This window comes from Rhodococcus gannanensis, assembly GCF_042681175.1.
In the GTDB taxonomy this organism is placed as follows: Bacteria; Actinomycetota; Actinomycetes; order Mycobacteriales; family Mycobacteriaceae; genus Rhodococcus_G; species Rhodococcus_G gannanensis.
Genome location: NZ_JBHUFB010000019.1, coordinates 100,316 through 125,418 on the forward strand (window position 1 = coordinate 100,316; position 25,103 = coordinate 125,418).

Genomic DNA, 25,103 nt, shown 5'->3' on the forward strand with positions numbered 1-25,103 from the left:
ACGGATGAAGGTCTACACCGGGACCGACGCCGCGATCGACCTGTCCGCAGTCGCGGACGTCGCGCGCCGCGCCGAGGCGGCCGGCTACGACGGACTGCACGTCTCCGAGACGGTGCACGACCCGTTCCTGCTGGCCCTGCTCGCCCTGCAGGCGACGGAGCGGATCGTGGTCCGAACCTCGGTGGCGCTGGCGTTCGTCCGCAGTCCACTACTCACCGCGTACACGTCCTGGGATCTGTCGACGCTGTCGGGTGGGCGGTTTCACCTGGGCCTGGGAAGTCAGGTGCGGCAGAACATCGAGGACCGGTACGCGATGCCGTGGACCGCGCCGTCGAACCGGATGCGCGAGTACGTCGGCGTCGTCCGGGCCGCGTTCGACACGTTCCGCACCGGCGACCTGGTGCCCTTCGAGGGCGAGCACTACCGGTTCACAAGAATGCAGCCGTACTTCAATGCCGGCCCCGACACCACCACCCCGGCGCCTCCCGTCTACCTCGGCGGCGTCGGCGAGCGGATGCTCCGCGTCGCGGGCGCGGTGGCGGACGGGCTGGTCACCCACCCGACGAACTCCGACCCCGGGTATCTCACCGACCGGTGCCTGCCGATGCTGACGGAAGGCGCTGCCGCCGCGGGCCGTTCACTGGAGCGGTTCGAGCTCGTCGCGGGACTGCAGGTGATCACCGGCCGCACCGACGCCGACGTCGCCACCGAACGCGAACGTCGGCGCCGCCTGTTCGCATTCCTCTACTCGACGCCCGCGTACCGGGGAGCGTTGGCGCGACACGGTTTCCCCGACCTGCAACCCGAGTTGGCAGAACTGGTGCGGCACGACGACTGGCGCCGGCTGACGGAGGTCGTCACCGACGACGTGCTGTCCGCGGTGGTGCCGACAGCCCGATACGACGCTCTCGCCGCCGTGGTGCGCGAACGGATCGCACCGTTGCAGGGCGTCGACGTCGGCGTCACCCTCGCGCTGCCCGACGACCCGGCCGACGACGCCGCGATGGCCGAGGTCGTCGCCGAGCTCCGCCGCTGACCGGCGCGGTCAGCGACCGACCTGCGGCGCGAGCGACGTGCCCGGCGCGATGTTCCCGCAGTTGGACGGCGCGGGCTGGCCGGCGAAGCGTCCGTTGATCCACTGCAGGGCGCCCGGCAGCCAGAGGATCGCACCCGGGACGTGGCTGAGTGTGTCGTACTGGTCGTACTGCACGGTCACCCCGGCAGCGCAGTACATCGCCATGAGGGTGCGCACGTCTCCCGCGAGCATCACGCCGTCGCCCGCCCCGGCGCCCGGCGTTCCCTCGAGGATGCCGTTCGCTCCCTGAGCGACGAACAGCGGAATCGTCGGCACCGCAGCGGTTCCCATGTTGATCTTGTTGACGGCTTCGACGTACTCGGGCACGGAGTTCGGGTCGGCGTACTCCGGCTTCACGAGGTCCTGCCACGTCAGGCCCGGGTACTGCAGGAGCACGTTCCCGATGGATGCATCTTCGAGATGCGCCATCACGTCACGACCTCGCTCGTTCAGATACGGGCCGAAATCGATTCCGTAGGAACGGCTCACGCCCAGGACGGCCATTCCTGCGACGCCCGCCCACATCGGACTGCCGCCGACATAGGAGAGGTTGTTCGCCGGATTGACCAGCACGCCACCCTGGGCCGCACCGACCAGGTCGTCGTTGATCTCCGGTGCGTACTCGGGACCGAGAATGGCCGCCCAGTTCGTCGCGATCGCACCGCCGGAGTAGCCCATCAGGGCGATGTCGGCGCCCGGCGTGATTCCGGTCGTGGGCACGGCTCGGGCAGCACGCAGCGAGTCGAGGGTCATCATCCCGTACTCGGGTCCGGCGGCGAAGTTCGCGTCGGGACCTTCGGTGTCAGGGAGGACGACGGTGTAGCCCTGCGCGAAGAGCGGCCCGAACAGCGCCAACTCGACCGAGGTGAAGGTGCCACCGATGTTGAGGTTCCGGCCGCTGGGGGTCCAGTCGAAGATCGGCGTATTCCCCGCGACGGCGCGCGACGGGCTGTCGTCGGGATTGAGGGAGTCGTAGAACGACTGGTAGGAGACCACCTTGCCCGGCTGCGCGTTCCCCGGCCGGAGCACCGACGTGACGTTCGCGGACGGATTGCCCTGGGCGTCGGTGGAGCGGTAGAGGATCTGCGTCGCCTCGACCGGAGTCGGCAGGTTCACGAAATGATAAGGGACAGTGCGGGTCTTCAGCACAGCACCGGGATCGTACGACGCGAGCGGCGTCGCGCCGTCGTACCGGAAGAACGGGTCGTTCACCACCGGCGCCGCGGACGCCATCGGAGCCACCCCACCGGCCAGAACCAACGGCACGATCGCCGCGAGCACACGCGAAAGAACCTTCGACACCATCGCCCCCACTGTTACGCAACCCACCGGGTTGTATCTAATGTGAGCTGGACCATACATTACCGGCGAGTAGTGACACCAGGGGTTGCTGCGCCAGTCACCGAACGAATCGTGTCGGTGGGCTCTGTCATTCTGTGCGGCTCTCGCAATTGCGGGACGCGTCGACCACGACGCACCATCTCCACAGGAGCACGACATGACCGAGCCCTACCCCACCCTGCAGCCCTGCTACCAGGCCGTCGCACCCGCACCGACGAAGCGGAAGAAGTGGCCGTGGGTCGTCGGCGCCATCGTTCTGGTTCTCGGCCTCGCCGGCACCTTCGGCGAAGGCTCGAAAGACGACGGCGTCGCCACGACGGCGGGCGCACCGAGCAGCCAGGCGGTGGTCGCCTCGACGACCGCGCCGAAGCCCAGCATTTCGCCCGCCGTCCCGAGCATTGCCCCTGCAGCAGCTGCCGAGCCTGTTGCGAACAGCGCGCCGGCCGCAACCATCGTTCCCCCGGTGGCCACGCCGGCGCCCGCACCCGCGCCTGTGGTCGCGCCTGCCCCGGCCCAGCCGCAGATCAGCTCCAGCCAGCGGAATGCCGTCCGGTCCGCGCAGGATTACCTCGACTACTCTGCCTTCTCCCGCAGCGGATTGATCGACCAGCTCGAGTTCGAGGGCTTCTCGACCGAGGACGCAACATACGCGGTGGACAGCCTGAACGCTGACTGGAACGAGCAGGCAGCACGGAGCGCCGAGGATTACCTCGACTACACCTCGTTCTCGAAGGCGGGGCTGATCGATCAGCTGGTGTTCGAGGGCTACACATACGCGCAGGCCGAGTTCGGCGCCAACGCCGCCTACTGACAGCGAGCGGGCGAGAGGTTCACGGCGCGTTGTCGTCTCGCGCGGCTTCTCCTGCCGCGACGGTGTGGGTCGCTTGCTCCGATCGGTTCCGCGGTCTGCGCATATCGGCGCTGCAGGCGGTTCGATGGCGTGCAGTTTCCCTGGCAACAAGTTGGTCCAGGTGGTGGCGGTGGTTGACCCGCGGCCGCCGATCCGGATCGATGTGTGGCGGCGCGATCCACTCGGTTCGACCGGCATGTACCGATTCCGGCGGTGCGACACGGGTTTTCCATCCGCCTGGGCCGTCATGGACGAGGGCGTGGCAGCTGTCGCAGGCCAGGTCCTCGTTGGTGATGTCGGTCGCGCCGCCGTCCTGCCATTCGGTGATGTGGTGCACGGCGGTGAGGGAGGCGGGAGCATCGCAGCCGGGGCGGGTGCAGCCCCGGGAGGCCGCGATGAGCGCGAGGCGCTGATCCGCGGACGCGAGACGTCGGCTGCGGCCGAGGTGCAGGGGCCGGCCGTTGTGATCGAACAGGGCCAACACAGGGTGTGCGCCCTGCGCCATCCGCAGCGCGTCGCGGATGGGAACGATGCCACCGGTGGCGGTGGTCGCCACGCCGGCCGCCTTCTCGAGTTGCCCGATCGTCATGGTGATGATCGCGGTCACCGGTAGACCCCGATGGCTACCGAGGATTCCTGACGAGAGCATCTGCTGCAGCGCCACTTTCAGCCCGTCATGGTTGCGCTGCACGGCGGTGCGGGTGTCGCGGGCAGCAGCCCTCGCCAATGCTGTGCGGTCCAGGTTCGGGGAGTAAAGCTCCCCGGACGGGGATTCCGGGTCGTCGGGATTGTTCATGCCCGGCCGGGCGAGCTTGGCGAGGACCGGTTCGAGTAGCGCCCGCGTCTCGGGGTCCAGGAGCCCTGAGATCGGCGTCAGGAGGTCTGCGCCCTGCTTGCCCAGCCTCAACCCGCGGCGGCGCTTGCGCTCACGCTCGTCCGGGATGCTGCCGTCCGGGTTGAGGTGGGCGAGCAGGTGGATACCGATCTTGGTTACGTCCTCCGGCGTGGCGGAGCGTGCGGTGTCCGCGAGAATCTCTTCTGCAACGGCGATTTCGTCGGCGGTTGTACCGTGCGGGATCTGCCGCATGGTCCGCGCGATCGCGGCAACGTGGTCGGGTCCGATGGCGCCGTCCCGGACTGCCGTTGCGGTGACGGGCAGCGTGGCCTCCATCGGCTCGCCGCTGACGGTGTGCCAAGTTCCGGTCTTGGTGGCACCCTTCACGCGCTTCGCGGCGTCGGCCGCCGAGATACGGAGAGTCGAGACGAGGAAGTCGTTGACGGAACGGCAGGCGAGGTTCCCGGGGATCGACCGCTCCACGGATTCGACGACAAGCCGGTGCCCGACCGCGGACGCCTTGCGCAGCGAAACCTCCATCCGCTGTATCGCTTCGACGATCTCGGCCTCGGTCAACGCGGTCAACGGCTCGGCGAGCAATCCGTCGACGGCAGCGTCGAGGGCGGTCAGGTGACGTTCCACCTGACCGTTCCCGCCACCACAGCTGTTCGAAAGCATGTTCGAAGGTTAGCTCGAACCTCCGACAAGTTTCGGGGATTCGAGCAACTCCTCCTCGATGCGTCCCTGGACTTCCGCCAGGGCGGATCTACATCCCCGAATCTCGTACTCCAATAGTTCCCACGCCTGCCGATCGCCAGACGTACTGCCCCCGAGACACATCCGAGCCGAGGCCGGTGCCGCTGTGGGCGGCTGGTCGCTGCTCACGATCGAGCGTGGCAGGGTGCGGACCGGGGAGAACTATGCGACCCACACCTCTTCTCACAAGATTCGACCCGGGGATGAGCAAGCCTCGTACGATGCTCCGGCTCACATTGCCGAGAACAGGACTTCGGTGAGCCGCGGAGATCCGGTCGAGATGCGCTTGGTTGCAATCGCAAGGACGTCGATGTCCCGGTCGTCGGCCAGGCGCACGACCGGGTGGCCGTTCGGCCAAGCATGCCAACGGGCGCCGTCAACCCGGCTGACGAGCACCACGCCCAAGAACTTGCCCACCTCGAGGTCCAGCATCGTCCGCGTCGTCGGATCGCGGGACAGCTCGTCGACCGCGAGGTCAATCGCTTCGAGGCCCTCCGACGAGTAGGTCAGATCGCGACCGCGGTCCCTCATCCATGCGTGCAGTCGTTCCGGCATGAGCATTTCGGGTCGGCCGCGGATGTCGGAATCCTGAACATACATCGCAATTCCACGAGACACCCCGTACTTCGACCCGAAACGAAAGAGCCTCTGCACCAGTCGAATCACGACACCAGCCCTGCCTCGCTCTTCACCGAGCTCACCCGTCGACGTTGGGCACGTACTTCTTTCCTTGCATCCACGCGAGCACGTCGAGGATGCGCAGCGCGGGCACGCCCTCGTCGAAGCCCGCCTTCGCACGGAGCTCGACGAGCCACCCGTGCAGCGCTCCGTCGTTCTCGCGCAGCGCGGCGCGGATCGGTTCGGTGTGCGCGACCGTGGTACCCAACTGGAGGCCGATGACGCGGTCGTAGATCGGGAACAGTCGTGGGCGTTTGCGGGCGACGAGTTTGGTGGCGGTGGTGCGGCCGATGCCGTGCACCTCGGTGAGGGCCGCTTCCAACCGCACCATCGGTGACTCGTCGGTGATCGGGTCGCTCTCGACGGCGAGGTCGCGGTCCTCACCCACCTCCCGCAGCAACGAGGTCAGCTCGGCGCTCTTGTCCCCCAACAGGATCAACGCGCCTTGTGCGGGGATCTTCACGGACAGGAGGGTCACGGCGACGAGGTCGTCTGCCGTCACCACGTCGCGGTCGATGTCGCGGCGGCCGCTGGGATCGAAGGTGTCCCACAGCGCGCCGGTGCGCAGGTACCCGGTCTTGACGAGCTTGCGAGTGAAGTACTCCTGCAGCACGTCGACGGCGGCGTCGTCGTCCTCGTCCCTCAGAACCTTGGGCAGCCGGAGTGCGACCGCATCACTCATCGTCGGACGCCCGGCTGAGGACGTGCGCGGCGAAGGCGCGGTTGTGCTGCTGGGCATAGGGTCCGCGTCCGTGCGACGCGAGGTCGTCGGCGAGCGCCCGGATCGCCTCGGCCAGTGGCAGGTCGAAGAACTGGTCGTCGGCGCCTGCGTCGGAGACGAACCAGTCGACGAGGACGTCGTCGCCACCGGTCGTCGTGGGGGTGAAGCGCAGCAGCGGGAACCGCGCGGACAGTCCGCCGGGCGCGATCCCGGTCCTGTCGGTCAGCACCGACGCGGACAGTGCGAGGACGACGCGATAGTCGACGATCTCGCCGTCCTCGAGGAACCGCTCGACGTACAGCACGTCCGTCGGACCCACTGCGAGGGTGAACATACGGTGCCGGTCGGCGGCGTGATTGGTCGACGGCAGGGCACTGAGCGTCCAGCGGTCCACCTCGCCGCCCGCCGGGTCGTCGAAGGCGTCGTTCAGACAGTCGACGATGAGGTCGGTGGCGACGCCGAAGAACGGGTCGCGCTGCAACTCGCCGAAACTGGTGTCGCTCGCGGCCGGGTCGATGGTGGTCATGTGGCTCTCCTTGTCCGGATTGCGGCTGTGCACTCTGAGCGAGCCACGACGAGCACCGTACTCGTCAGCGCGGCGTCCACACTCCGACGACGGTGCGGTCGTCGACCTGGCGGTCGGCGTCGAAGGCAATGCGGTCGGCGAGATCGCTGATGCGCGGCGGGTTGCTCCACCCCGACGCGAAGGACGCGGCGACTGCGCTGGCACCGTCGTCGAAGGCGTCCGCCACGCCGTCACTGCACACCAGCAGCAGTTCCTCGTGACCTATCTCGAAGCTGGCGCCGGTGACCGTCACGTCGTCGGGCAACGGCAGCACCAGCGCGCGGGACGTCGCGATCTCCTGCCTGGTGAGCCGCCCACCCGACATGAGCAGCCACGGTTCGAAACGGAAGGCTCCACCGCGGGTGCGCCGCCACCATGCGCTGCTGTCGCCGACGGTCGCGGTGTGTGCGAGCCAGGGGCCACGGCCGAGGTCGGTGGGTTCGACGACGAGCGCGGTCACGGTGGTGGCCATGACCGAGTACACGTCGTCGAGGCTCGGGGCGCGGTCACCGAGGAGTTCGCCTGCGGCACGGGTGACCGCGAGGGAGGCGACCTTCAGGTGCGCGGTCCAGTCGCCGGACACCTCCAGTTCGGCGGTGATCAGGTGTTCGGCGAGCGCGGCGCTGGCCGCAGCGGCCGCGAGGTCCGAGTGTTCGGCGGCCCCGACCCCGTCGCACACGACAACAGCGATTCGCCCCCCGCCGTGACGGACGGCGTAGGCGTCCTGTCTGCGGGACTTCTGCCGGGTGTCGCCCTGGCGGGACGCGGCGCGCACCGTCCAGCCGTGGGTGTCGACGGCGTCGTGGACGCTGTGCGGGACGACGACGCCGCGTGTCGAGTTACTCGTCACCATGTGCCCTCGATCGGTCTGAGGAGTCGGACACCGCACTCCGACCCGTGCGTCCCCGGCTCCCTTCGGTCCGCGTCGTATTGTCGTCGCCTTCGGTCGCGATCCGGCGCCTCCGGCGGCACGCGGCGTGTCCCGCCGCCCACCAAGATCACACGAACCCCAATTGAATTGTTCGGGCACCCGAACTTATGATCTCGTCATGCCAATGTTTCGTCGTGCCGGCGCCGGTCCCCGGTGGCGTCGGCCGATCGTCGCGGCCGCCGCCGCCGCGACCGTCGCCGCCGCTCTCACCGGGTGCGGGCAGGTCCTGACCAGCGACGACGACCGACCGGTCGTGCTCACCACCTTCACCGTCCTCGCGGACGTGGCGAGCAACGTCGCGGGTGATCGGCTCGCGGTCCAGTCGATCACGAAACCGGGCGCGGAGATCCACGGCTACGAGCCGACCCCGGGCGACATGCGACGTGCCGCGTCCGCGGACATGATCGTCGACAACGGCCTCAACCTGGAGGCGTGGTTCGAGCAGTTCGTGCACGAACTGAACCGCCCGCGGATCGTCGCGAGCGAGGGCGTCGAGCCCATCGACATCGCCGCGGACGCCTACGCGGGCAAACCGAATCCGCACGCCTGGATGAGCCCGCTGAACGTGCAGATCTACGTCGACAACCTCGTCGCCGCGTTCACCGACCTCGACCCCGACGGCGCGGCCGAGTTCGCGGCGAACGGCGCCCTCTACAAGCAGCAGTTGCAGCAGGTGCAGGACGAGATGACGGCGCGGCTCACGGCCCTGCCCGAGCGTCAGCGGGCGCTCGTCACGTGCGAGGGCGCCTTCTCCTATCTCGCCCGGGACGTCGGCCTCACCGAGCGGTACATCTGGCCCGTCAACGCCGAGCAGCAGGCCACCCCGCAGCAGCTCACCGCGGCGATCGAGTTCGTGAAGGCGAACGACGTCCCGGCCGTGTTCTGTGAGTCGACCGTGTCGGACGCGCCGATGCAGCAGGTGGTCTCGGCGACCGGTGCGCGCTTCGGCGGCACCCTGTACGTCGACTCCCTGTCCGAGGCCGACGGCCCGGTCCCCACCTACCTGGACCTGATCCGGCACGACGCAGACACGATCGTCGCCGCCCTCACGGCGGGGAGCACGTCATGACCGCACTCTCGATCCGGGACGTCACCGTCCACTACGGTCCGGTCCTCGCCCTCGACCACGTCTCCCTCGACCTCGCACCGGCCTCGATCTGCGGGTTGATCGGGATGAACGGATCCGGGAAGTCGACGCTGTTCAAGACGGTGATGGGCATCGTCCGGCCCGACACCGGCTCCGTCGAGATCGGTGGCGGCGGGTCCGCTGCCGCCCGCAAACGGGCCGCAGTCGGATACGTGCCGCAGGCCGAGGAGATCGACTGGGCGTTCCCGCTGTCGGTACGGGACGTCGTGATGACCGGGCGCTACGGTCACCTCGGCTTCACCCGCCGGCCACGGCGGCGCGACCACGACGCCGTCGACGTCGCGCTCGACCGCGTGCATCTGACGGACCTGCAGGACCGCCAGATCGGGCAACTGTCCGGTGGCCAGCGCAAGCGCGCCTTCGTGGCTCGCGCGATCGCGCAGGAGGCGTCGGTGCTGCTGCTCGACGAACCGTTCGCCGGCGTCGACAAGCGCAGCGAGGCCACGATCACGTCGCTGCTGCGCGAACTGGCGGACGACGGCACCGCCATCCTGATCTCCACCCACGACCTCCAGGCGCTTCCTCGTCTCGCCGATCGCGCGGTCCTGCTGATGCAGCGCATCCTCGCCGACGGCGACATCGCGGACGTGCTGCGGCCCGAGAACCTGGTGCGGGCGTTCGGAATCGACCCGTTGGAAGGGCCCGTCCGGTGAACCTCGTCGACCTGCTCCTCGATCCGTTCGCGTACTCGTTCATGACGCGGGCGCTGGCGGCGACGCTGATCGCGTCGGTGGTGTGTGCGGTGCTGTCCTGCTGGCTGGTGCTGATCGGCTGGTCCCTGATGGGTGACGCCGTCTCCCACGCGGTGCTGCCGGGCGTCGTCCTCGCGTACGTCGTCGGGGCACCGTTCGCGATCGGCGCGATCATCTTCGGCTTCCTCGCCGTCGCCCTGATCGGCGCGGTCCGGGGCACCAGCCGGGTGAAGGAGGACGCCGCGATCGGCATCGTCTTCACCACCCTGTTCGCGCTGGGCCTGGTGCTCATCTCGGTGACACCGAGCCAGACCGATCTGAACCACATCATCTTCGGCAACCTGCTCGGGGTGTCGAGGTCCGACCTGACGCAGATCGCGATCCTCGGCGCCATCGTCCTCGCGGTGCTCCTGGCCAAGCGCCGCGACTTCACCCTGTACGCGTTCGACCGCATCCACGCGCACGCCATCGGGCTGAATCCGCGGATGCTCGGCGCGACGCTGCTCGGGCTGCTCGCCCTGACGTGTGTGGTGGCGTTGCAGGTCGTCGGTGTGGTGCTGGTGGTGGCGATGCTCATCATCCCCGGCGCCACCGCCTACCTGCTGACCGACCGTTTCGGCCGGATGCTGTTGATCGCGCCCGCGACGTCCGCGGCCTGCGGGGTGGTCGGCCTGTACGTCTCCTACTACCAGGACACGTCGCCGGGCGGCATGGTCGTCCTCACGCAGGGAATCCTGTTCACCCTCGTCTACCTGTTCGGGCCACGGCACGGGCTGGTGGCGACCCGCTGGCAGGCCCGTCGCCGCCGCGCACTCCTGGCGGGATGAGCGGAACCACTACTCGACCAGACCGAACTCCTTGAGCAGCACGCCGACCTCGGTGGCGTCGAGCTTGCCGAGCAGCCACTTCTTCAAGACGGCCGGACCGGGGATGTCCAGTTCCTTGCCGTCCCGCAGCCGTGTCGTCGCGGCGAGCAGGGACCGCAGGTCGTAGGTGGAGTTGAACACCTCCGGCACGCCACGCTCGATGTCGAGCAGCGTGTACACCGCCTCCATCGGCGTGCGCACCGAGTACTCGGTGGTGAAGATGCAGTCCCGGGTGCTGCTCTCGGCGAACTGCCCGATGAACGCGAAGTTCTCCGATCCCTTCGGCACCACGTCGGGCCGGTCCCCGGCATGCCTGGGCATGAAGAACGCCGTCACGTACGGCATCATCACCGGCACCGTCTTCGCACCGGTGGCGGCCAGTTCCGGAATCTCCTCGACCGGAACACCCATGTGGTACAGCCATTCCTGGGTGATCTCCTCACCCGTGCACTCCTGGATCGTCTTCTTCACGTAGTCGCCGGGACGGTCCGAGAACAGCGCGTACACCCACGCGACGATCTGGTCCTTCGGCTGCTGCTTGAAATGCGGCTGCCGGTTCACGGTCCAGCTCATCAACCAGCTCGAGTCCTGCACCGTGACGATGCCACCGGTGACGACCTTGCCGCTGAACGGGTCTCGCTTGGTGATCTTCTGGATGTACCGCGGGATGCGCTCGTCCAGCGTCGTCACCGTCGCCGACTCCCACTTCGTCTCCGGGATGTGCGCACCGAAGACGTCGGGGCGGCCGAACGACGGGTCCTTCGCGGCGATCCGGCGCCACAACTCCCAGGCGGGCGCGGGACTCTCGTCGAGCTTCGCCGGCGTGTGGTGGTCACCGTTGTCCGAGTTCTCGGTCAGTGACCCGATCGTCATGAACAGCAGGTCGTCGGGACCGAGGTCCACGCCTCCGGCAGACCCCTCGCGTACCCAGTCGATTCTTGTGGCGCGCTTGCGTTCCGGTGTGATGTCGAAGTGGACGTCGGTGACCTCGGTGTCGAAGTGGATGGCGACGCCCTGGTCGAGCAACCATGTGTACAGAGGCAGCACCAGCGACTCGTACTGGTTGTACTTGGTGAACTTCAGCGCCGAGAAGTCGGGCAGTCCGCCGATGTGATGGATGAAGCGGTGCAGGTACAGCTTCATCTCCAGCGCACTGTGCCATTCCTCGAACGCGAACATCGTCCGCCAGTACAGCCAGAAGTTGCTCGCGAGGAAGTCCTCACCGAAGACCTCGTTGATCCGCTTGCCCTCCATCTCCTCACGGTTGGCGATGAAGAGCTTGACGACGTCGCGTTGCGCCTTCTCGTTGAGGGTGAACAGGCCGTCCGTGTGCGCGTCCTCGCCGCGGTTGACCGTCGCCCGTTGCAGTGAGTAGTTCGGATCGTCCTTGTTCAGCCAGTAGAACTCGTCGAGCACACTTGCTCCCTCGACCTCCAACGACGGGATCGAGCGGAACAGGTCCCACAGGCATTCGAAGTGATTCTCCATCTCGCGGCCACCGCGGACCACGAAACCCCTCTTCGGTTCCTTGATGCCGTCCAGTGCGCCACCGGGAAGCGCCAACCGTTCGAGGATCGTGATCTTCGAACCGGGCATCTGGCCGTCCCGGATGAGGAACGCCGCCCCGGACAGTGATGCGAGACCCGCACCGACGAACCATGCGGTCTTGTCCTCCACCCCGTCCGGCTTGCGTGGCCGGCCGAATGCCTCGTAGTTTCCGCTGCTGTGGTACACGCCCGCTCCTCCTACGCTCGACTTACACGGCGATCGACGTATTCCGTTGCGACACAGAGCATTGGCACCGCCGAAGCGCGGTTCGCGCCGTCGACAACCGAACTCGGCGCGGTTGCTTCGATGTGACGGCAGCCCGTCGTGGTCGAGCGTACGCCCGCGACCACACGGCGCAACCGCTCGCGACAGGCGCCCACGTCGGCGAGGCGATTCACCGGCCGCAGCGCCGCTCCGTGCGACAATTCACGGACGCGTACAGACCGGGGGACGACGATGGTGACAGTTCCGGCAGCAGGACGACTGACCGCGGCAACGGTGACCGCCCTGGTCCTCGGCATCGGCTCGGCGTCGGCGTTCCCCCTATCTGCGACGACGCCGATGTGCAGCGACGTGGGCGCACCGCGCTCCGTCGCACAGCCGAGCGCCTACGAGGCCGTCGCCTTCGACAGCGACGGCCGGATGCTGGTGAGCAACGCCTTCGGCAACTCCGTGGACATGGTCGACACGCCGGGCGCACCGCCCCGGTCGGTCGCGACGGTCCCCTCGCCCGGCGGGATCGCACCCCTTCCGGACGGCACCGTGCTCGTCGGGTCGGGAAACTCCACGACGGCGTTCCTGGCGCCGACCGCCGAACTGCGGCAACTGAACCCGACGACGGGTGAGCAGCGCGTCGTCGCGAACGGGTTGTCCATGGCGAACGGTGTCGTCCGCGCGTCCGACGGCACGGTGTACGCGTCGAGCGACGTCGAACCCGCGATCGACCGCGTCCACCCCGACGGCCGAGTCGAACGCGCCTGGTACCGGGCGTCGACGGCGAACGGCCTGGCCCTGTCAGCCGACGAGCGCACGCTGTTCGCGAACGTCTCGATCGGCGACACGAGCATCGTCGCGATCGACACCGAGACCGGTGCGAGCCGGGTCCACTTCCGGCCCCCACCTGCTCTGGCGTTGGCGTTCCTCGACGATCTCGACATCGACGGCGCGGGCCGCCTCTACACGAACGCCTTCCTCGCCGGACAGACGTGGCGGGTCGACCCGGACGGCAGCTTCTGCGCCGTCGCGACGAATCTGGTTTTCCCCGCGGGCATCTCGGTCGGCGCCGCGGGCTCCCCGTTCGCCGCCGACAGCGTCTACGTCACCACGTACTCGGGTTCGGTGTACGAGATACCTAGGGCCGTCCCGCGGCCGTAGCCTCCAACCGGTAGTCGTCGAGCGGGAAGTTGTCGGCCTCACGGAACGCGTTCGCGGTCGAGGTGGGCCGTAGCAGTGCCGCCTCACCGTGCTGGTTGAAGTAGTAGCTCCGTGCGGTGGAACAGCTTCCGCCGTAGAACACCGAGTCGCCGAGGTTCTCGGTCATCCGGTTCAGGAAGCGGGTGTTCGCGTCCTCGGTCACCTCGAACACGTCGGCGCCGCGGCGCTTCATCTCCCCGAACAGCCGGGTCAGGTGCGCCATCTGCGACTCGATGGTCATGAAGTAGGACAGCCCGCTGTACGAGTAGGGGCTGGCGAGGGTGAGGAAGTTCGGGAACTTCGGGACGGCGACGCCCTCGTATGCCTGGAACCGGTTGTCCCGCCACCACTTCCCGAGGTTCTGCCCCTCGCGGCCGATGACCTCGATGGCCGGGAAGTTGACGTCCCACAGGTTGAATCCGGTGGCGAGGATCAGCGTGTCGATCTCGGTGCGGCGACCGTCGGCGGTGACGACGGCATCCGGCTCGATCCGCGCGATCGGCGTCGTCTCCAGGTTGACGTTGGACTTGGTGAAGGTCCGGAAGTAGCTGTTGGAGAACGTCGGACGCTTACAGCCGAAGTCGTAGTCCGGGGTCAGACTGCGCCGCAGCTCGGGGTCGCGCACCTGACTGCGCAGGAACAGCTTCGATGCCGCGGCGGCGCCCTTGTTGAGGAACTTCGCCTGACGGTAGTGCAGCACCGCGCTGACCATGATCGCCTCGAGGAGTCCGTCGCTGACCTTGCGGGCCAGGCGCTGCGTCAGCGGAACACGCTCGAAGAGTCGTTGCACGACAGCAGGAATCGGGAAGTCCATCTTTGGCACCACCCAGATCGGGGTGCGCTGGAAGACGGTGAGGGCAGCCGCGTCCCGGGCCACCTCGGGGATCAGCTGCACGGCGGTAGCGCCGGTACCGATGATGGCGGTGCGACTGCCGCGCAGGTCGAGGGTGTCGTCCCAGGCGGTGGTGTGCACGACCCGGCCGGCGAAGGTGTCGATGCCGTCGATGTCGGGCATCTTCGGCTGGGAGAGGAATCCGGTCGCGGTGAGCAGATAGCGGGCGGTGACCGGCTCCTGCCCCTCGACGGACACCACCCAGCGCTGGGCGTCCTCGTCCCAGCGGGCCCCGGTGACGACGGTGCCGAACCGCATGTAGCGGCGCAGGTCGTACTTGTCGGCGACGTGGTCGGCGTAGCGCTTGAGTTCGGCGCCCGGCGCGAACAACCGGGACCAGTACGGATTCGGCTCGAAGGAGTACGAGTAGGTGACCGACGCGATGTCGACGGCGAGGCCCGGATAGCGGTTGACGTGCCACGTTCCGCCCAGGTCGTCCTCGCGCTCGAGGATCGCGAGGTTCGTCAGTCCCAGCCGGTTCAGCGCGATCGCGGCGCCCATCCCGCCGAAGCCCGCGCCGACGACGACTGCGTCGTACTGCTCGTGTCCGTCCACAACTCCACCCTCCGCCAAAGTGTCTGCAACTGTCAGTATCACTCACTTTGCGGTTCCAGACCACCCCCTTCGCCAGGAGGACAACCCGACCGACCTGGCTCAGAATGAAGGACATGGGCGATCCGCACCGTACCGACCTCGAACCCACCGACGCCGCCGGAACCGCGGTGGCCGGGTCGGCCGCGACCGTCGCCGGGTCCGCCGTGGCCGGGTCCGCGGCCACGGTCGCGAGTACCGCCGTTGCGGGTTCGGCAGCCACCGTGGCCAGCGCAGGCGTGGTCAACTCGGCGGCCACGGTCGCCAGCACCGCCGTGGCCGGGTCGATCGGCACGGCCGGGAGCGCCGCGGTCGCCGGAAGCATCGTCACCGCGGCGTCGATCGGCGTCGCGGGAAGCATCGCCTGCGTGGCCTGCGCGTTCTGCAAGCGGTGTATCGCATGCCTGGGCTGCGTGGGGTGCACGAAGTGCATCGGGTGCGTCGGCTGCCACAACTGCTCGGGACTGCGCTTCGCGGTCGGGGCGCGCGACGTGCACGCCTGATCTCCAGGCAAATCGACCGACGCCGCCGCATCGACGATGCACTTAGTTAATGCACGATCTATTCGTGTACTCTCTGTTTCGTGACCGTCGACGACCCTCTCGCCCTCGACCGCCAGGTGTGCTTCGCACTCGCCGTGGCGAACAGAGCCGTGCTCGCGGTGTACCGCCCACTGCTCGAACCGATGGGACTGACGCACCCGCAGTACCTCGTGATGCTCGCACTGTGGGGCGAGGCGCCGATGTCGGTGAAGGCGATCGGTGCTGCGCTACAACTGGATTCGCCGACACTGTCCCCACTGCTCAAGCGTCTCGAGGCGTCCGGGCTGATCACCCGGACGCGGAGCGCAGAGGACGAGCGAACCCTCGTCGTGGACCTCACGGACGCCGGCCGCGCCCTGCGCGCCGAGGCCGAGAAGATCCCGCCCGCCGTCGTCGCGGCCCTCGGCGTCGGACTGCCCCAACTCGAAGAACTGCACCGCGTCCTCACCGACATCAACAAGGCAGCACTCACGGCAGGAGCTCTGAATTGACAGGCAAGATGGGCGTGACCCGCCCCAACCCGCTGCAGTGGATCGCGTACTCGTTCGGAGCGAAGCTTCCCGAGTCGATGAACGACTGGGTCCGCAACGACATCACCGGCGACCACTACTTCATCCGGCACATGGTGCGCGCACAGGTCCCGTTCATTCCGCTGTACGTGTTGTTCCTGCTGTTCCCCGGGCCGCTGTGGCTGCGTGCCTCGATGGTGCTGCTCGGCATCAGCCTCGCCGTCTTCTACTCGATCGTCTACATCCACCAGAACCGGGCCCGCCGCCTGCAGAAGAACGGTCTCCCGATGGACCTCGACAACGACAAGCGGCGCGCCGCCCGCGAATCGGAGATCGACGCGTACTCACGCGCCTGGCGCTAGCCCCACGGATATAGTCTCCCGGGACATTCGAGGGGGACGCGAGTGAAGAAATCGGTGGGCCTGCTGGCCTGCGCGGCCGCCCTGGTGGCGGGCTGCGGCACGGTCAGTGGTCAGGCGGAACCCGCGGGATCGTCGATCACGGAGCCGGCGTTCAGCCCGTGCGACGACATTCCCGACGAGGCGATCCGCGCCGTCGGGTTCGATCCCGCGACCGAGGGCAGAGACGTGTCCGGGGTGAAACAGCCCGGGTGGAACATGTGCAATTGGCAGAACGGGCGGCGCATTCTCAGGGTTCAGTCCAACACCTACAGCCTGGACGACGTGCGGAAGAACCCCGACTACCGCGATTTCCGCGACGTCGACATCAGCGGTCAACCGGGCCTCGAGTTCGGGCATGTCACCGAAGCCCCTGAAGTCCTGTGCTATGCGGTGACCGACACGTCAGGCGGGCTGATGATGGTGGTCGCGACCATTCGGTCGAACGACGGCGATCCGTGCGAGCTCGCACACTCGGCTGCGGTCGAGTTCCTTCCGTACGCGGACAAGTGAGGGTGACCGATGACCGAATCGGGTGCATTCGGATGGCGGCAGGTCATGGGGGCCGCCGCCGGCGGAAGCCTGGTCCTCGACGAAGGTGTGGGCGCGCGGTGCGCCCAGCACTGCGACGTCCTCATCGCGAAACTCGAGGGTCTCATCGATCAAGCGAAGTACTTGGCTGATGTGAAGGGGCTCGGCACGCTTCCGAGCGGAGTAGCGGTGGCCACGAAATTCTCTCGCCTCGCGGACGGAGGCGAGTACTCGATGGTGCAGGCACTGACGGACCACATCACCGAGGTACAGGCGATGAAGGACGTGTTCCTGCAGATCGAAGCCCAGTACGCCGCAACCGATCAGGCGACGGCGGACACCCTCGGCGTGATCGATCCGGGCGCCTGACCGCCGTCAGCTGCCGGAGTCGACGGCGCGACCGGAGGCGATCCACGCCTCGGTGCCGCCCGCGACGTTCACGGCGTTGACGCCGGTCCGGCCGAGGTAGTCCACGGCCTGCGCGGACCGTCCGCCCTTCGCGCAGATCACGTACAGCGTGTCCGCGGACGGGATGTCGCCCAGACGGGCGGTGAACTCGCTGAGCGGGATGAGCACCGCACCGGGAACGCGTGCCTGCGCGTACTCGTCGGCCTCGCGCACATCGATCAACGCGGCACCGGCGGCGAGCGCCTGCTCGAGTGCTGCCACATCCACTTGCTGCATGTTCTGTCCTCCAGACGGGTCGGCGTCAGCTTACCGACGGCCGAATTCGACGGCCCCGTCGACGGCCTCCTGCAACCGATCGTGGACGAGTCGCGCGATGGCGGCGGGCTTGTCGGGCAGGTCGGTGACGGGTTCGGAGAAGTAGACGCTCGCGCCCTTCGTCTCGCCGCCGTAGCTGATGCCCATGTGCAGCAGTGCCGGGGTGACGCCGAGCCGGATCGCGCGGCTCGTGATGTGCCCGACGCCGCTGCCGACCGCCTGCAGCCGCGTCGGATCGCCCTCGTTGCAGGTGCCCTCCGGGAAGATCGCGACGCTGTCGCCGCGGCTCATCCGGGTCGCGCACACGTCCATCATTCGCTGACCTGCGGCGTTGACGGCCCGCATGCCGTGGTTCTTGCCGCGAAACACCGGGATCGAGCCCATCAGGTCGATCCGGTCCCGCAACTTCGCCTCTTCGAACAGTTCGTCCTTCGCGAGTACCCGGGTGCGGCCGATCACCGGTCGCAGCGGACTGCGCCACGCCGCGGCCGCGACCGTGTACGGATCGGATTCGGACAGGTGGTTGACCGACAGCACCAGTGGGGTGCCGGAGCGCACGAGATCCCGGATCGCGCCCCGGGCTCCACCGGCGTACCGGACCTGCGGCCGGAACTTCGCCGCGAGCGTCGCGTAGGCAGCCTTCGCCAGCAGCCGGTTCTGCCGATGCCCGAGGTAGTAGTCGTAGACGGCGTCGCTGTTCTCGAGGGTCACATCGGGCTTCGTCATGCTACCTACGGTACCGTAGGTTAGCTGAGGTAGTCGGGAGCGCGACGCCGGCCCGACGGTCCCGGACTAGCATTTCCCCATGACCATTGCGTTCGTCCAGGCCACCTGGCACCGGTCCATCGTCGACCACGCCCGCGACGCCTTCGTCGCCCGCTGGCGCGAACTCGGGCACGATCCCGCCGACATCGAGTTCTACGAGACGCCCGGCGCGTTCGAGATCCCGCTGCACGCGCAGCGACTCGCCCGCACCGGTCGCATCGACGCCGTCGTCGCGGCGGGCCTCGTCGTCGACGGCGGCATCTACCGCCACGACTTCGTCGCCACCGCCGTCATCGACGGACTGATGCGCGTCCAGCTCGACACCGACGTCCCCGTGTTCTCGTCGGTGCTCACCCCGCACCACTTCCACGAGCACGCCGACCACGCCGACTTCTTCACCGCCCACTTCGACAAGAAGGGCGCGGAGGCGGCCAACGCCTGCTCGGCGACCCTCGCCTCGCTCGCGACCATCAAGTAGCACCCGCACCTGTGGGCTGAATGTCACATCGTGCGCACCGAATGCACACGATGTGACATTCAGCCCATGACGCGACTGTGGTCAGCCGTCGAGTCCGGCGAGGAAGTCCAGCAGGATCGCGTTCACCGCGTCCGGCTTCTCCATCTGTACGAAGTGCCCGGCGCCCTCGACGACGTGCGTGCCGGTCAGCCCAGGGACGAGGGCGCGCATCGCCGCGAACGGGTCGCGGCCCATCATCTCCAGCACCGGGTCCTTCGAGCCCGCCACGAACACCGTCGGCACCTCGACGGGCTTGTCGTGCAGAACCTCGTTCTGCGTCCACACCGCATCCTCGGCGCGGTACCAGTTGAGTCCGCCGGTGAATCCGGTTCGCGTGAATTCGCCGACGTAGTAGTCGAATTCGTCCTCACCGAGCCACGGCCACGGCAGGGCGGGCGGCTCGGGCAGGACGTCGAGGTAGCCGTTGCCCTCGGACGGGAACTCCCAGCAGTCGAGGTAGCGGTTGGCGCCGGACAGTGCGTGCAGGATCCTGGCGAGGAACTCGCGCGGGCTGCCGTTCAGCTCGGCGTCCGCGACCCCGGGTTCCTGGAAGTAGTGGACGTGCGCGAAGTGCTGGGACGCGAGGTACGCGAACGCGACACTGGGCTGCACCGGAAGCCGTGGGGTGCGGGGCACGCTCAGCTGCATCAGTGCACGGACCCGACCAGGCGCCCAGGCGGGCAGATCCCACACGAGGTGGGCGCCGAAGTCGTGACCGCCGAACACGGCCTGGTCGATGTCGAGGGCGTCGAGCAGGCCGACCATGTCCGCGACCGTGTGCTCGCGGTCGTAGGACGACGCATCGGCGGGCGCGCTGCTGCGCCCGTACCCGCGCATGTCGGGGGCGATGACGCGGTAACCGGCCGCGGACAGCGCGTCGAGCTGATGCCGCCAGGTGAACCACAGTCCGGGGAATCCGTGGCACAGCACGATCGGCTGCCCGGTCCCCTGTTCCGCGACGTGCAGTTCGATCCCGTTCACCTCGAGGGTGCGGTGTGTCAGGTTCGGCACGGCGTCAGCTCAGGTGCGCCTTGAGCCACCCGACGACGTCGTCGAGCACCTCGTCCTGCTCGGGCTCGTTGAAGATCTCGTGGTAGAGGCCCGGGTACTCCTTGTAGGTGAGGTCTGCGGTGCCCGCGGTGGAGGCGATCATCCGGCTGCCGTCGACCTTGGCGAGCCCGTCCTGCTCGCCGTGCAGCAACAGCAGCGGCAGCGTCAGCGACGGCAGTCGGGCCGGGAGCGACTCGGCGTTGAGGATCATGCCGCGCGCGATGCCTGCGGGCACCTTCCCGTGGTGTACGAGCGGGTCGGCGTTGTACGCGGCGACGACCTTCGGGTCGCGGGAGACGAGGTTGGCGTCGAGATTCTCCACGGGCAGACCGGGCAGGTACTTACCGACGATCTTCCCGATCGCGACGACGACGGCCGGCGTGCCGGAGGTGACGTCGACGGCCGGCCCGGACAGGATCAGACCCGCGAGATCGGCCTGATGGCCGAGGGCGTAGTCGAGGGCGATCGCGCCGCCCATGCTGTGCCCGAGCAGGTAGACCGGCAGCCCCGGATGGGCGGCGCGGGCGATGCCGAAGACGCGATGCAGGTCGTCGGTGAAATCGCGCCATTCCTTCAGCTCGACACGCTTGCCGCCGGACCGGCCGTGCCCGCGGTGGTCGGGCGCGTACACGACGATGCCGAGGTCGAGCAGGCGCGCGACGACGTGGTCGTAGCGGCGGGCGTGCTCGCCCAGCCCGTGGGCGAGGACCAGCACGGCGACCGGGTCGCCGTCCGGGGTCCAGATGTCGTAGTCGATCCGGGTGCCGTGGTTCCCGGTGAAGGAGTCCTGTTTGTGCGCCACGCCTCCCACGATAGGCCTGGCCTAGACTCGAGGAGCCCCCAATCGAGGGAGACACGATGACCGACCGGAACTCCTCCGACGGTTCGTGGCCGTCGCTGCGCGTGGACGGCTGGACGCCGACCCGCGACACCCTGCACATGTGGATGCAGATCGTGGGGAAGGTCCGTATGGCACTGTCGCCACTGGTCAATCACTGGTGGCAGGTCACCCTGTACGTCTCGGCGCGCGGCCTGGCCACCGGCGCGATTCCGGTCGGCACGCGAGTGCTCGACATGGAATTCGACTTCGTCGATCACGCCCTGGTGCTGCGGACGAGCGACGGCGGAGTCGCGACCGTCGCGCTCGAGCCGAGGACCGTGGCCCGGTTCCACGGTGAGGTGCTCGAGGCTCTCACCGGACTCGGCGTCGAGGTCACGATCAGCGCGACGCCGAACGAAGTCGACCCGGCGATCCCCTTCGCCGACGACGTGATCCACGCGTCGTACGACGCGGACGCCGCGACGCTGTTCTGGCGTCAGCTCGTCCAGGCCGACCGGGTGGTGCGCGACTTCCGCGCGCACTTCATCGGCAAGGTCTCGCCGGTCCACTTCTTCTGGGGCTCGTTCGATCTCGCGTGCACCCGGTTCTCGGGCCGGAACGCTCCGCCACATCCGGGCGGCGCACCGAACTGCGGCGACTGGGTGATGGTCGAGGGGTACTCACGTGAACTGAGCAGTTGCGGTTTCTGGCCGGGCGGCGGGGAGGAGGGCGCGTTCTACGCGTACGCGTATCCCGAGCCGGAGGGGTTCGCGGACGCCGCGGTCGGGCCGGACGGCGCCCATTACAACGCCGACTTCCGGCAGTACCTGTACCCGTACGAACGGGCCCGCACCGCGCCGGATCCCGATGCCGCGGTCACCGAGTTCCTGCAGAGCGCCTACGCCGCGGCAGCGGACCTCGCGCAGTGGGATCGCGGCGCCCTCGAATGCGATCCGCGCCGCTGGGATCTCGAGCCCGGCCGTCAGCCGATGTCGTAGACCACCGACACGGTCACGGTGAGGTCCTGGGTGCCGGGTTCGACGGGCGTCGACGCGGCCTGGTCGGACATCACCCGTCCCGGGAGCGGGGTGGGCGTGTTCGCCGCGACCTCGGTGATCGACCGGACGTCGCCGAGCGAGACGCCCGCGGCGTCGGCGATCTGCCCGGCCTGCGTCTGCGCCTGCTGGACGGCCTTCGCGCGGGCCTGCGCCCGCAGGTCGCTGTCGTCGTCGATGGAGAACGTCAGCGACTGCACCCGAACGGCGTCGCCCGTCGCGGCGGCGGCCGCGTCGATCAGCTCGCCGGCACCGGAGATGTCGTGCACGGTCGCGGTCACCATGTTGGTCACCTGATACCCGGTGATGTCCATGGACGAGGTTCCGTAGGTCGGGTTCACCGACAGCCCGCTGGTGGCAATGTCCTCGGCCGCCACACCCTTCGCCTTCAGACTGTCGATCAGCGCGGTGGCCCGTTCCGAGTTCGCGGACAGAGCGGCCTCGGCGGTGGCGTCCTGGGTCTGCACGCCGAGTACCACGGTCGCGGTGTCGGGGGCCGCGGTGACCGTCCCGACCGCCTGCGTGCTGATGCCCGGCGGCACGGAGTCGGAGCCGCCGGACGTCGCGCCGTCAGCACAACCCGCGGTGAACACGAGGCCTGCGGCCGCCGCAGCGACCGTCAGGGGCCGGAGAATTGTCATGCCTCACTATGACGCACGGGGCGGCGCACGAGCAGCCACCCGACCGCCGCGGCGAGCCCGACCGTCGTCGCGGCGAAGACGATCATGAGGGTCTGTGTGTCGAGCGGCGAACTGGACTCCGAATCACCGATCTGGGTCACCGACACCGGGGACGCGAGCGTGGACGACACCGCGGCGACCCCGCCCTTCAGAGGAATCGCTCCGATGCCCTCGCCGAGCTTGGTGCTCACCGAGGCCGACACCGTCTTCAGCTGGTCGACCGCCGACACGATCTGGTCGCTTGCACTCGCCACCAGGTCCGGGGCCTGCGCGGCGATCGGCCCGATGCCGGCCTGCAGTTGCGAACCGGCACTCGACAGCTGCGCCGACATGCCCTCGACCTGCCGGAATCCGCTGTCCAGTGCGGCACCGAGATCGGTGCCGTCGCCGACGTCGGTCCCGAGCAGCGCGGTGAGCTGGGACAGCTGCGCGGTGAGCGCCGTCAGGTCTGCGGTCGTGCGGTCGAGTTCGGCGGCGTCGACTCCCGCGGCGCGCATCGTGTCGGCGGCCGCCGTGAGCCCGCGCCGAAGGTCCTCGGCGCCGGCGGTGACGTCCCCGATGGTCACGCCGAGCTCGGACAGCCGTGTCGACGCCTCCGAGACGGGCCCGCGCGCGCCGTCGACCATGCCGGACACCTGGCCCGCGACGTCGACGAGCTGGTTCGCTCCGTCGTTCGCGGTCTGCAGGAGAGGCAGCACGTCGTCGACGCCGCCGAGGACCTGCTGCACCTGCTTGTCGGCGGCTGCGGTGGCACTGGTCAGGATCTGCGCGGGCAGTGTGGCCTGCTGCAGCTGCGACCGAGCCGACGCGACGCCGGTGAGGAGATCACGGATGCCTGCGGCGGAGGTCACCTCCGAGACCGACGCCGAGAGCGCCGCCACCTGCGCGTCGTCGGCGGCGGGACCGCGCTCGATCGTCACCTCGGCCTGCTGTGGGTCCGGACCACCCAGGGCCGTGACCCGGTCGGTGAAATCGGCCGGGATGGTCACCACGGCAATGTGATCGGAGGAGACCGCGGGTGCGGTGTCCACGATCTGCCATTCGTGACCCTCGTCGGCGGAGAGCGTGACGGCGACCCGCTCCCCCACCTCTCCGGTGTCCTCGTTCACGATCGCGACGACGTTCGGTGTGTCGGGGGTGCGCAGCGCGAGAAGGACTCCCGCGACCGCGACAACGGCCACGGCGACAACGGCGACGGCGGCCCACACACGACGGGCATGGGGCACGGACGAGAACGGCATGCCGTCCGAAGGTACGGACGATTCGTGAGGCCGTCGAGTGGCGATCGGTGAGAGATCTATGAGGAATCAGCCCGGGAGCTCGGGCTCCGGCGGAGCACTCCCCCAGGGGAGTCGCGCAGCGCTCTCGTCGTGTGGTCGCCGCTCGCGCCTGGCGTGGATCCTGCGGCGCGCCCGCCATGCGACCGCACCGGCCAGGAGCACACCGAGCACCACCCAGAGCCCGCCGCCGAGTACGGATTCGACTGTCGCGTACGAGCTTCCGACGGTATAGCCGAGCAGGACACTGCCTGCCCCGAACAGGGTGGCGGCTCCCACGTTGAAGCCGAGGAACCGCCGGTAGGGCATGCCGGTCATGCCGGCGAGGGCAGGCATGGCGGTGCGGACGAACGCGACGAACCGGCCGAGGAACACCGCGGGGCCGCCTCGCCTGCGCAGGAACGCCGCGGCGTCGTCGAGGCGTTTCCCGGACACCATCGGGATGCGGTGGACGCGCGGCCCGATGCTTCTGCCGATCCCGTAGCCGACGGTGTCGCCCAGCACGGCGGCGCACACCACGACCGCGATCATCACCCACAGTGCCGCGTTCGACTGGCTGGCGATGACTCCGCCGGCGATCGCCGCGGCCTCGCCGGGGACGACGAACCCGATCAGCAGGGCGTCCTCGAGGAACACGAACCCGCTCACCACGAGATAGGCGACGTAGGGTTCGACGCCGTGCAGCCGCTCGAGAAGGGTGGTCACCGGGTGCCTGCCACTGTCATCAGTCCCGCTCCGAGGGTGTCGAATCCGCGGCGCAGCAGTTCCTCGAACCGGGCGGCACCGTCGGCGGGCCGCCAGGCGCGGTAGGCGGTGTGCGCGACGGCGAACGTGGAGTTCACGACGAGCGCGGCGAGCATCGGCTCGCCCGGCAGCCGGCGCGTGACGCATTCACCGAGGAATCGCCGGAACGGCTCGCTCGCGGCGAGGGCGGGCTCGAGCGGCGCCTGGCACTGCTCGATCATCGCCTTGCGTGTCAGCAGTTTCGACTCGTCGTCACAGACCGCGCCGACGACGATCTCGCGGACCGATACCCAGATCGGCTCGTCGTCGGGACGTGCATCGGCGAGGGCACGCCAGCGGTCCGGATCCTCGGGGTCGGGGTCGAGGAGCAGTGCTTCCTTCGACGGGAAGTAGTTGAACAGGGTGCTCTTGGAGACGCGGGCGGCGGCGGCGATCTCCTCGACGCTGACGTCGTCGAATCCGCGTTCGGCGACCAGCTCGATCGCCGCGGCGCGCAGGGCGCGCCAGGTGTCGAGCTTCTTCGCGGCACGGAGGCCGGACGGCTGGGTCACCCACCGAGGATACGGCGATTGTTGAACTCGGTACAAGTTT

The 25,103-nt window shown here is 68.6% G+C and carries 29 protein-coding genes; 13 read left to right on the forward strand and 16 right to left on the reverse strand.

Going from position 1 to position 25,103, the window contains the following annotated elements; translation table 11 throughout:
• The first annotated feature begins 4 nt into the window (after positions 1-4).
• Positions 5-1,036: a TIGR03617 family F420-dependent LLM class oxidoreductase gene (locus ACFSJG_RS19790; RefSeq protein WP_378486946.1), complete on the forward strand. Its 1,032-nt coding sequence runs from the start codon at positions 5-7 to the stop codon at positions 1,034-1,036.
• Between the two features lie 9 nt (positions 1,037-1,045).
• Here the strand turns inward: ACFSJG_RS19790 and ACFSJG_RS19795 are convergent, their stop codons facing one another.
• Positions 1,046-2,380, reverse strand: coding sequence for a lipase family protein (locus tag ACFSJG_RS19795; RefSeq protein WP_378486947.1), 1,335 nt, complete (start codon positions 2,378-2,380; stop codon positions 1,046-1,048).
• 193 nt (positions 2,381-2,573) lie between these two features.
• Here ACFSJG_RS19795 and ACFSJG_RS19800 point away from each other — a divergent pair, with 193 nt between their 5' ends.
• Entirely contained in the window at positions 2,574-3,227 is a 654-nt protein-coding gene (locus ACFSJG_RS19800; protein WP_378486948.1) for an Ltp family lipoprotein, read from the forward strand.
• A gap of 19 nt (positions 3,228-3,246) precedes the next feature.
• On the opposite strand, the gene ACFSJG_RS19805 is transcribed toward ACFSJG_RS19800, so the two are convergent.
• From ACFSJG_RS19805 to ACFSJG_RS19825, 5 genes are all read right to left on the reverse strand, one after another.
• Complete coding sequence (locus ACFSJG_RS19805; RefSeq protein ID WP_378486949.1) at positions 3,247-4,779, reverse strand: HNH endonuclease signature motif containing protein; 1,533 nt, start codon at positions 4,777-4,779, stop codon at positions 3,247-3,249.
• A 309-nt stretch (positions 4,780-5,088) separates the two neighbouring features.
• Positions 5,089-5,523, reverse strand: coding sequence for a DUF6278 family protein (locus ACFSJG_RS19810; protein ID WP_378486950.1), 435 nt, complete (start codon positions 5,521-5,523; stop codon positions 5,089-5,091).
• 31 nt (positions 5,524-5,554) lie between these two features.
• Positions 5,555-6,217, reverse strand: a complete 663-nt coding sequence (locus ACFSJG_RS19815) for a DUF6308 family protein (RefSeq protein ID WP_378486951.1) — start codon at positions 6,215-6,217, stop codon at positions 5,555-5,557.
• Positions 6,210-6,782, reverse strand: coding sequence for a hypothetical protein (locus ACFSJG_RS19820; RefSeq protein ID WP_378486952.1), 573 nt, complete (start codon positions 6,780-6,782; stop codon positions 6,210-6,212). Before ACFSJG_RS19820 ends, ACFSJG_RS19815 begins: the two co-directional genes overlap by 8 nt.
• Before the next feature lie 64 nt (positions 6,783-6,846).
• The gene (locus tag ACFSJG_RS19825) at positions 6,847-7,674 is read right to left on the reverse strand and encodes a protein phosphatase 2C domain-containing protein (RefSeq protein WP_378486953.1); all 828 of its coding nucleotides are present in this window, start codon (positions 7,672-7,674) and stop codon (positions 6,847-6,849) included.
• Positions 7,675-7,876: 202 nt separating this feature from the next.
• Between ACFSJG_RS19825 and ACFSJG_RS19830 the strand changes: the two genes are divergently transcribed.
• The 3 genes from ACFSJG_RS19830 to ACFSJG_RS19840 are packed head-to-tail and all read left to right on the forward strand — an operon-like array spanning position 7,877 to position 10,418.
• Positions 7,877-8,821, forward strand: a complete 945-nt coding sequence (locus ACFSJG_RS19830) for a metal ABC transporter substrate-binding protein (RefSeq protein ID WP_378487198.1) — start codon at positions 7,877-7,879, stop codon at positions 8,819-8,821.
• Positions 8,818-9,552 carry a metal ABC transporter ATP-binding protein gene (locus tag ACFSJG_RS19835; protein WP_378486954.1) on the forward strand — a complete coding sequence of 245 codons (735 nt, stop codon included), beginning with the start codon at positions 8,818-8,820 and terminating at the stop codon, positions 9,550-9,552. The genes ACFSJG_RS19830 and ACFSJG_RS19835 overlap by 4 nt, the downstream gene beginning before the upstream one ends.
• Positions 9,549-10,418: a metal ABC transporter permease gene (locus ACFSJG_RS19840; protein ID WP_378486955.1), complete on the forward strand. Its 870-nt coding sequence runs from the start codon at positions 9,549-9,551 to the stop codon at positions 10,416-10,418. Before ACFSJG_RS19835 ends, ACFSJG_RS19840 begins: the two co-directional genes overlap by 4 nt.
• A gap of 9 nt (positions 10,419-10,427) precedes the next feature.
• Here the strand turns inward: ACFSJG_RS19840 and ACFSJG_RS19845 are convergent, their stop codons facing one another.
• Positions 10,428-12,191, reverse strand: a complete 1,764-nt coding sequence (locus ACFSJG_RS19845; RefSeq protein WP_378486956.1) for an oleate hydratase — start codon at positions 12,189-12,191, stop codon at positions 10,428-10,430.
• Positions 12,192-12,461: 270 nt separating this feature from the next.
• Here ACFSJG_RS19845 and ACFSJG_RS19850 point away from each other — a divergent pair, with 270 nt between their 5' ends.
• Positions 12,462-13,379 carry an SMP-30/gluconolactonase/LRE family protein gene (locus tag ACFSJG_RS19850; RefSeq protein ID WP_378486957.1) on the forward strand — a complete coding sequence of 306 codons (918 nt, stop codon included), beginning with the start codon at positions 12,462-12,464 and terminating at the stop codon, positions 13,377-13,379.
• On the opposite strand, the gene ACFSJG_RS19855 is transcribed toward ACFSJG_RS19850, so the two are convergent.
• Positions 13,357-14,865, reverse strand: coding sequence for a flavin-containing monooxygenase (locus ACFSJG_RS19855; protein ID WP_378486958.1), 1,509 nt, complete (start codon positions 14,863-14,865; stop codon positions 13,357-13,359). The genes ACFSJG_RS19850 and ACFSJG_RS19855 overlap by 23 nt on opposite strands.
• 113 nt (positions 14,866-14,978) lie before the next feature.
• Between ACFSJG_RS19855 and ACFSJG_RS19860 the strand changes: the two genes are divergently transcribed.
• From ACFSJG_RS19860 to ACFSJG_RS19880, 5 genes are all read left to right on the forward strand, one after another.
• Positions 14,979-15,404, forward strand: a complete 426-nt coding sequence (locus ACFSJG_RS19860; RefSeq protein ID WP_378486959.1) for a hypothetical protein — start codon at positions 14,979-14,981, stop codon at positions 15,402-15,404.
• Positions 15,405-15,484: 80 nt separating this feature from the next.
• Positions 15,485-15,934: a MarR family winged helix-turn-helix transcriptional regulator gene (locus ACFSJG_RS19865; protein ID WP_378486960.1), complete on the forward strand. Its 450-nt coding sequence runs from the start codon at positions 15,485-15,487 to the stop codon at positions 15,932-15,934.
• A complete protein-coding gene (locus ACFSJG_RS19870; RefSeq protein ID WP_378486961.1) occupies positions 15,931-16,314 on the forward strand; it encodes a DUF5313 family protein in 384 nt (127 codons plus the stop codon). Before ACFSJG_RS19865 ends, ACFSJG_RS19870 begins: the two co-directional genes overlap by 4 nt.
• 42 nt (positions 16,315-16,356) lie before the next feature.
• On the forward strand, positions 16,357-16,863 hold the full coding sequence (locus tag ACFSJG_RS19875; protein ID WP_378486962.1) for a DUF3558 domain-containing protein: 507 nt from the start codon (positions 16,357-16,359) through the stop codon (positions 16,861-16,863).
• A gap of 9 nt (positions 16,864-16,872) precedes the next feature.
• A complete protein-coding gene (locus ACFSJG_RS19880; RefSeq protein WP_378486963.1) occupies positions 16,873-17,250 on the forward strand; it encodes a hypothetical protein in 378 nt (125 codons plus the stop codon).
• A gap of 6 nt (positions 17,251-17,256) precedes the next feature.
• Here ACFSJG_RS19880 and ACFSJG_RS19885 read toward each other — a convergent pair whose 3' ends face one another.
• Positions 17,257-17,565 (reverse strand): rhodanese-like domain-containing protein, encoded by a 309-nt coding sequence (locus ACFSJG_RS19885; protein ID WP_378486964.1) that lies wholly within the window; start codon positions 17,563-17,565, stop codon positions 17,257-17,259.
• 30 nt (positions 17,566-17,595) lie between these two features.
• Complete coding sequence (locus ACFSJG_RS19890) at positions 17,596-18,330, reverse strand: lysophospholipid acyltransferase family protein (protein WP_378486965.1); 735 nt, start codon at positions 18,328-18,330, stop codon at positions 17,596-17,598.
• Positions 18,331-18,409: 79 nt separating this feature from the next.
• Here ACFSJG_RS19890 and ACFSJG_RS19895 point away from each other — a divergent pair, with 79 nt between their 5' ends.
• Positions 18,410-18,847: a 6,7-dimethyl-8-ribityllumazine synthase gene (locus ACFSJG_RS19895; protein WP_378486966.1), complete on the forward strand. Its 438-nt coding sequence runs from the start codon at positions 18,410-18,412 to the stop codon at positions 18,845-18,847.
• A gap of 81 nt (positions 18,848-18,928) precedes the next feature.
• Here the strand turns inward: ACFSJG_RS19895 and ACFSJG_RS19900 are convergent, their stop codons facing one another.
• Positions 18,929-19,897 carry an alpha/beta fold hydrolase gene (locus ACFSJG_RS19900; protein WP_378486967.1) on the reverse strand — a complete coding sequence of 323 codons (969 nt, stop codon included), beginning with the start codon at positions 19,895-19,897 and terminating at the stop codon, positions 18,929-18,931.
• 4 nt (positions 19,898-19,901) lie between these two features.
• Positions 19,902-20,738, reverse strand: coding sequence for an alpha/beta hydrolase (locus tag ACFSJG_RS19905; protein WP_378486968.1), 837 nt, complete (start codon positions 20,736-20,738; stop codon positions 19,902-19,904).
• Positions 20,739-20,794: 56 nt separating this feature from the next.
• On the opposite strand from ACFSJG_RS19905, the gene ACFSJG_RS19910 reads away from it, so the two are divergent.
• A complete protein-coding gene (locus ACFSJG_RS19910) occupies positions 20,795-21,754 on the forward strand; it encodes a DUF5996 family protein (RefSeq protein WP_378486969.1) in 960 nt (319 codons plus the stop codon).
• On the opposite strand, the gene ACFSJG_RS19915 is transcribed toward ACFSJG_RS19910, so the two are convergent.
• From ACFSJG_RS19915 to ACFSJG_RS19930, 4 genes are all read right to left on the reverse strand, one after another.
• Positions 21,739-22,452, reverse strand: coding sequence for an SIMPL domain-containing protein (locus ACFSJG_RS19915; RefSeq protein WP_378486970.1), 714 nt, complete (start codon positions 22,450-22,452; stop codon positions 21,739-21,741). The genes ACFSJG_RS19910 and ACFSJG_RS19915 overlap by 16 nt on opposite strands.
• A complete protein-coding gene (locus ACFSJG_RS19920; RefSeq protein ID WP_378486971.1) occupies positions 22,449-23,732 on the reverse strand; it encodes a hypothetical protein in 1,284 nt (427 codons plus the stop codon). The genes ACFSJG_RS19915 and ACFSJG_RS19920 overlap by 4 nt, the downstream gene beginning before the upstream one ends.
• Before the next feature lie 66 nt (positions 23,733-23,798).
• Positions 23,799-24,473 (reverse strand): DedA family protein, encoded by a 675-nt coding sequence (locus ACFSJG_RS19925; RefSeq protein WP_378486972.1) that lies wholly within the window; start codon positions 24,471-24,473, stop codon positions 23,799-23,801.
• A complete protein-coding gene (locus tag ACFSJG_RS19930) occupies positions 24,470-25,063 on the reverse strand; it encodes a TetR family transcriptional regulator (RefSeq protein ID WP_378486973.1) in 594 nt (197 codons plus the stop codon). The genes ACFSJG_RS19925 and ACFSJG_RS19930 overlap by 4 nt, the downstream gene beginning before the upstream one ends.
• Between the last annotated feature and the right edge of the window lie 40 nt (positions 25,064-25,103).